At 61.5% G+C, this 6,637-nt stretch carries 5 protein-coding genes and 2 pseudogenes; 6 read left to right on the plus strand and 1 reads right to left on the minus strand.

Annotated features, from left to right (window positions below):
• Positions 1-465 precede the first annotated feature (465 nt).
• On the minus strand, positions 466-1,551 hold the full coding sequence (locus tag MRY84_RS15895; RefSeq protein ID WP_291506679.1) for an MBL fold metallo-hydrolase: 1,086 nt from the start codon (positions 1,549-1,551) through the stop codon (positions 466-468).
• Between the two features lie 129 nt (positions 1,552-1,680).
• Here MRY84_RS15895 and MRY84_RS15900 point away from each other — a divergent pair, with 129 nt between their 5' ends.
• The 6 genes and pseudogenes from MRY84_RS15900 to MRY84_RS15925 form a co-directional block, all read left to right on the plus strand.
• Positions 1,681-2,076, plus strand: a complete 396-nt coding sequence (locus MRY84_RS15900; RefSeq protein ID WP_291506680.1) for a MerR family DNA-binding transcriptional regulator — start codon at positions 1,681-1,683, stop codon at positions 2,074-2,076.
• Between the two features lie 121 nt (positions 2,077-2,197).
• Positions 2,198-2,583, plus strand: a pseudogene (locus MRY84_RS15905) (PaaI family thioesterase).
• A gap of 99 nt (positions 2,584-2,682) precedes the next feature.
• Entirely contained in the window at positions 2,683-3,873 is a 1,191-nt protein-coding gene (locus MRY84_RS15910; protein WP_291506681.1) for an isovaleryl-CoA dehydrogenase, read from the plus strand.
• A gap of 37 nt (positions 3,874-3,910) precedes the next feature.
• Entirely contained in the window at positions 3,911-4,570 is a 660-nt protein-coding gene (can, locus tag MRY84_RS15915; protein WP_291506682.1) for a carbonate dehydratase, read from the plus strand.
• A gap of 48 nt (positions 4,571-4,618) precedes the next feature.
• On the plus strand, positions 4,619-6,439 hold the full coding sequence (gene aceK / locus MRY84_RS15920; protein ID WP_291506683.1) for a bifunctional isocitrate dehydrogenase kinase/phosphatase: 1,821 nt from the start codon (positions 4,619-4,621) through the stop codon (positions 6,437-6,439).
• Positions 6,440-6,514: 75 nt separating this feature from the next.
• Positions 6,515-6,637, plus strand: a pseudogene (locus tag MRY84_RS15925) (acetyl-CoA C-acetyltransferase); the annotation flags it as partial.

Here is a 6,637-nt window from a genome sequence, read left to right on the forward strand (position 1 = left end):
CAGGACAGTGAAACGACTTTGCGCCGATGATAGTGCGGGTTCCCGTGTGAAAGTAGGTCATCGTCAGGCTCTTACAGCCCAAACCGCCCTTCTGCTCCTCCGAGTAGAAGGGCGTTTTGCTTTGCGGGAAACTTCAGGATCAGACTCACGGGTACTTGGGCTGCAGGGGGGGCGAGCCTTCTATTCCTGACCTTTAGTTTGCCGGACGTTCGCGAAAATGCGCAGCTCCCCGTGTCGAACGCATCACCGGTCCGGTGAACTGTGCAACCGCCTTCTCAACTTGGCGCGTCGGAAGCACGGATCGCCAAGACCTTCTGCAAACCCTCGTCGAACAGCTTGCTCTTTCGATGCATCCATCGGTTTAGATCAAATTCGATCTCGTGGTTCGTACTGGGCCGACATAGGCAACGGGAGAGCAGCCGCGCAGACCGCCCCGTGGAGAACTGAGGTTAGATTGACGGAGAGTCAACGGATCGCCAACGACGGTAATCGAAATCGAAGCACACCGGCAAAGTCCGTCACGCGTTCCAATTGCCCGATGAACCACAGGTAGTGCAAATGGGCCAGCGCTTCGCCCATGGCAAACGTCATCTGGTGAGTATCTAGCGAGCGTTGGAAGAGGATGGGCAGGACATCGGCGGCGCTGAGGGCTCCGTTCTGCGCCTCCTGCAAGATGTCTGCCAGCCGCTCCTGGTGGTGCTGCTGGAGTTGCGCGATGCGCGTGGCCAGACCGAAGAACGGTTTGCCATGGGATGGCAGCACCAGCGTTTGTTCGGACAGTTCCAGATACCTCAACAATGAGGTCAAGAACAGATGCAAGGGGTTCGCCTCGGGCTCGCTGGCGTGGACGCTGACGTTTGTGGAGATGCGGGGAAGAACCATGTCGCCGCTGAGCAAAGCACCCAACTCCTCGCAGTAAAGGGCAATGTGCTCCGGTGCGTGCCCGTAGCCGGCGATGCAACGCCAAGCCCGGCCACCGATGTTGAGCGTGTCGCCGTCCATAAGCCTGCAAAAGCGCCGCGGGAGCGCGGGGACGAGAGTAGGAAAATACGAAGCTCTTCCACGGACATGGGACAGGAAGGCCTTGTCTTGCGCGCCGTGCAGCGCGTAGAAGTCGGCGCCCGCCTCTCCTCCAAAGCCTTGCGGGTCATAGACTGCCACACGGGCGACGTTGTAATCGGTTGCGCTGATCCACAGCCGGACATTCCAGCGCGCGCACAGCCAGTGCGCCAGGCCGATGTGGTCGGGATGCATGTGGGTGACAATGACCCGTAGAACGGGCAGGCCCTCAAGACTGGAGGCGAAAACCTGTTCCCATTGTGTTCGGCTGGATGGGCTGTCAATGCAGCAGTCCACTACGGTCCATCCTTCGACCATGGCGCCACTGGCGTCGGGTTGGCAGTCACGCAGCAGCCACAGATTGATGTGATCCAACGCGAAGGGCAGGCCCATCCGGATCCATCGGACGCCGGGCGCGACCTCGATGGTCCTGCCTTCGGCGGGCAGGGCATCGCCCAGCGGATAGCGGATCTGGTGTTCGTGTGGATTCATGGCAACAGGTGGGATGGGTTAGCATTGACGTTAACGTAAACGTTATGCACCCAATGCATTGTAGGGAGTCACGGGCCAACGGCTGTCTCGTGCGTGAAACCCGCTTTGCTGTGTGCAGCAAGCACCCCCATGGCCAACACTTACACCATCAGCGATCTTGCCAAAGAGTTTGATCTCACCACCCGCGCGATCCGCTTTTACGAAGACATGGGCCTCTTGCAACCTGAGCGCACTGGCGCCGCAGGAAGAAATCGGGTCTACAGCGCCCGCGATCGCACTCGGCTGCGATTGACGCTGCGGGCCAAACGCCTGGGCCTTTCCCTGACCGAGGCCAAAGAAATCATCGACCTTTACGACAGCCCCCGCGACACCGGCGTGCAACTGCGCAGGTTTCTGGACGTGCTGGTCGTTCACCGCAAGCAGCTCGAAGAGCAGATGGCGGAGTTGCAGGCCAACCTGGAAGAAGTGCGCGAGCATGAAAAAGAAGCACGTACTCTGCTGGCAAAGGTAGAAACAGAAAATTGATTCATAATTGACGTTTACGTAAACGTAAACTTAGGAGGCCGTCTTGGATCTGCCCGTCTATGAGCCGCGCTGCACCGACTATGCGGGCCGTGTGCGCGACAGCTTTGCGCGCCAGGGCGCCATGCAGACATTGGGTGCGTCGCTCGGCCTTGTGGCTCCCGGAGCGGTGGACATCGAACTTTCCTGGGCCCCGGCCTTGACCCAGCAGCACGGTTTCCTGCACGCGAGAATGGTGGCTACGGCGCTGGACTCGGCATGTGGCTATGCGGGTTTCACCCTGATGGACGCCGACGCTGCCGTGCTGACCATCGAGTTCAAGATCAACCTGCTGCCCCGGCGCAGGGGCAGCGCTTCCGCATGCAAGGCCGCGTGATCAAACCCGGAAGGACGATCACAGTCTGCGAGGGCCAAGCTTTTGCCCTCAGCGACTCAGGCGCCGAAAAACTGATTGCCACGATGGGCTGCACCCTGATGGCGGTTACCGGGCGCCACCACATCCACGGGTAGCCAATCCATCGCAGCTTCCCATTTTTCGTTTCTTCGCCATCCTTTCCAAGCATCCCAGCGTTCCCCCGAACCGACCCCCCTGATTTAAGGAGACATACCATGAGCCTGCCCTCCAACCTGCCCGGACTGAACTTTCAACTGGGCGAAGACATCGACGCGCTTCGCGATGCCGTTCGCGACTTTGCCCAAGCCGAGATCGCTCCACGCGCCGCCGAGATCGACCGCAGCGACCAGTTCCCCATGGACCTGTGGCGCAAGATGGGGGATCTGGGCGTGCTGGGCATCACAGTTCCAGAGCAGTATGGGGGTGCCGCCATGGGCTACCTGGCGCACATGGTGGCGATGGAGGAAATCTCGCGCGCCAGCGCGTCAGTAGGCCTGTCCTACGGCGCGCACAGCAACCTCTGCGTGAACCAGATCAACCGCAACGGTAACGAGGCGCAGAAGGCCAAGTACCTGCCCAAGCTCATCAGCGGCGAACATGTGGGCGCGTTGGCGATGAGCGAGCCCGGCGCGGGGTCGGACGTAATCAGCATGAAGCTCAAGGCCGAGGACAAGGGCGGCTACTACCTGCTCAATGGCAGCAAGATGTGGATCACCAATGGCCCCGATGCGGACACGCTGGTGGTGTACGCCAAGACCGAGCCGGAAATGGGTGCGCGCGGCGTGACCGCCTTCCTCATCGAGAAAGGCATGAAGGGATTCTCCATTGCGCAGAAGCTCGACAAGCTGGGCATGCGCGGCAGCCACACGGGCGAGCTGGTGTTTCAGGACGTGGAGGTGCCCGCCGAGAACGTGCTGGGCGTTGTCAACGGCGGCGCCAAGGTGCTGATGAGTGGCCTGGACTACGAGCGTGCCGTGTTGACCGGCGGTCCCCTGGGCATCATGCAATCGGTCATGGACAACGTGATCCCGTACATTCACGACCGCAAGCAGTTCGGCCAGAGCATCGGCGAGTTCCAGCTCATCCAGGGCAAAGTGGCCGACATGTACACCGTGCTGCAGGCGGGCCGTTCGTTTGCATACACTGTGGCCAAGAATCTCGACATGTTGGGCACTGAGCACGTTCGCCAGGTGCGCAAGGACTGCGCCAGCGTGATCCTGTGGTGTGCCGAGAAGGCGACCTGGATGGCAGGCGAGGGCGTGCAGATCTACGGCGGCAACGGCTACATCAATGAGTACCCGCTCGGCCGCCTGTGGCGCGACGCCAAGCTCTACGAAATCGGGGCGGGCACCAGCGAAATCCGCCGCATGCTGATTGGCCGAGAACTGTTTGCCGAGACCTGCTGAGCATCCATTCCGAACCACTACCCTCCCAAAGGCTGACATGCCCACCTCCATCGAAGACCTGTTTGTTCACAACCGCGCCTGGGCTGCCCAGATGGAGCGCGAGCGGCCAGGCTTCTTCACGGCCCTTCTGGCCCAGCAGAAGCCCAAGTACATGTGGATCGGTTGTTCGGATAGCCGGGTGCCGGCCAACCAGATCACGGGGTTGGAGCCTGGCGAAGTCTTCGTGCACCGCAATGTGGCGAATGTGGTGGTTCCCACCGATCTCAACTGTCTCTCGACCATCCAGTACGCGGTGGACCAGCTGCGCGTTGAGCACCTCATGGTCGTGGGCCACTACGGCTGCGGCGGCGTGCTGGCAGCGCTTGAAGGCATCCGTGTGGGCCTGGCGGACAACTGGATTCGCCACGTGACGGACGTGCGCGACCGCCACCGCGATCTGATTGCCTCGATCGCCCCAGAATGGCGTCACGACGCGCTCTGCGAGTTGAACGCGATCGAGCAAGTGGTCAATGTGGCCCAGAGCACCGTCATGCTCGATGCCTGGGGTCGGGGACAGAAGGTCACACTGCACGGCTGGTGCTACGGCCTCAAAGACGGCCTCATCAACGATCTGCACATGACCGTGGACAGCACCGAAGGCCTGGAGTCGCTCTACAAGGCGGCCATTGCCGGTGTTGCGGCGGTGAAGCGGCAGTAGAACGGCAAGCCATCCGCGCTCGCTCCCCGCAACGGCCTAAGGCTCGCCATGTTTCCGCAGCGCCTTGATGCTCCACAGGCCTACGGCATTGCCAAGGCCATGATGGACGGGTTCAACCGGCACTACCGGCTGTTCCGCACCGAATCCGCGCGCGCCAAGCACCGCTTTGAGACCGCCGACTGGCACGGCCAGCAGCGGGCGCAGCGCGAGCGCATCGAGTTCTACGACCTGCGCGTGAAGGAGTGCGTGCGCAGGCTCGAGAAGGAGTTTGGCGCGGGCTCGCAGCCGATGGACGTGTGGCACCAGGTCAAGCTGCACTACATCGGCCTGCTGGTCAATCACCATCAGCCTGAGCTGGCAGAGACCTTCTTCAACTCGGTCACCACCAAGATCCTGCACCGCACGCACTTCCACAACGATTTCATCTTTGTGCGGCCGGCGGTCAGCACCGAATACATCGAGAACGCAGAGCCCGCGGCGCGACCGACCTACCGCGCCTACTACCCCACACGCGACAACCTGCAGGACGTGTTGCGCCACATCGTCGAGAACTTTGAGCTCCAACGCGAATTCGCCAATCTGACGGGGGACACGGCGAGCGTGGCCGCCGCCATGCGCCACCGGCTCGACAAGGTCCGGCTGCGGGCCAACTTCCAGATCCAGGTGCTTACCAGCCTGTTCTTTCGCAACAAGGGCGCGTACATGGTGGGCAAGATCATCAACGGTTTCAGCGAGATTCCGTTTGCGCTGCCCATCCTGCACGACGCCAACGGCAAGCTGTTCATCGACGCCGTGCTGTTTGGCGAAGACGACATGCAGATGCTGTTCAGCTTCGCGCGGGCGTACTTCATGGTCGACATGGAGATCCCCAGCGCCTATGTTCAGTTCTTGCGCAGCCTGATGCCCCGAAAGCCGCGTGCCGAAATCTACAACGCGCTCGGGCTGGCCAAGCAGGGCAAGACCCTGTTTTACCGGGATTTCCTCTATCACCTGCGGCACTCCAGCGACAAGTTCCGCATCGCGCCAGGCATCAAGGGCATGGTGATGCTGGTGTTCGACCTGCCGAGCTTCCCGTTCGTGTTCAAGCTCATCAAGGACTACTTTCCGCACCAGAAGGAAACCACGCGCGAGCAGATCCAGGCCAAGTACCTCCTGGTCAAGCAGCACGACCGCGTGGGCCGAATGGCCGACACGCTGGAGTACAGCGAGGTGGCCTTTCCGCGCGACAGGTTCGACGATGCGCTCATCGCCGAAATCGAGAAGTTCGCCCCCAGCCAACTGGAGATCAGCGACCGCGATGGCGACGGCCAGACCGAAGTGATCATCAAGCACCTGTACATCGAACGGCGCATGATTCCGCTGAACATCTACTTGCAGGAGGCGTTCGACACAGGCCTTTCGGACCCGCGCGCGCGCCAGCAGATGGAGCACAGCGTCATCGAATACGGCAACGCCATCAAGGACCTCGTGGCCGCCAACATCTTCCCGGGCGACATGCTCTGGAAAAACTTCGGCATCACGCGCAATGGCAAGGTCGTGTTCTACGACTACGACGAGATCGAGTACCTCACCGACTGCAACTTCCGCCGCGTGCCCGCTCCGCGCAATGAAGAGGAAGAGATGAGCGGCGAGGTCTGGTACAGCGTGGGTCCGCGCGATGTGTTTCCCGAAACCTTCGGCCCCTTCCTGCTCGGCAACGACGCCGTGCGCGAAGTGTTCATGCGCCACCACGCCGATCTGCTCGACCCGAGCTTCTGGCAATCGCACAAGGAGCGCATCCAGGCCGGCCACATGTTCGACGTATTTCCCTACGACCCCGAGCGGCGCTTGCCCCACGCGGCCGCGCCGCCCGGGGTAGGTGCCAGCTAGCGCAGTTTTCATCGGCCCATCTGCCCCTGACTTTCATCACTTGTGTTGACCCGATCACTTTCAAGGAGCCCTTTCATGTCTTCCCAGATCCAAGACCCTGTCGTTATCGTCGGCGCTGCGCGCACCCCCATGGGTTCGCTGCAGGGCGACTTCTCCAACCTGGCTGCCCACGACCTGGGCGGCGCTGCCATCCGGGCC

The organism is Acidovorax sp., assembly GCF_022763525.1.
Classification (GTDB): domain Bacteria; phylum Pseudomonadota; class Gammaproteobacteria; order Burkholderiales; family Burkholderiaceae_C; genus Acidovorax.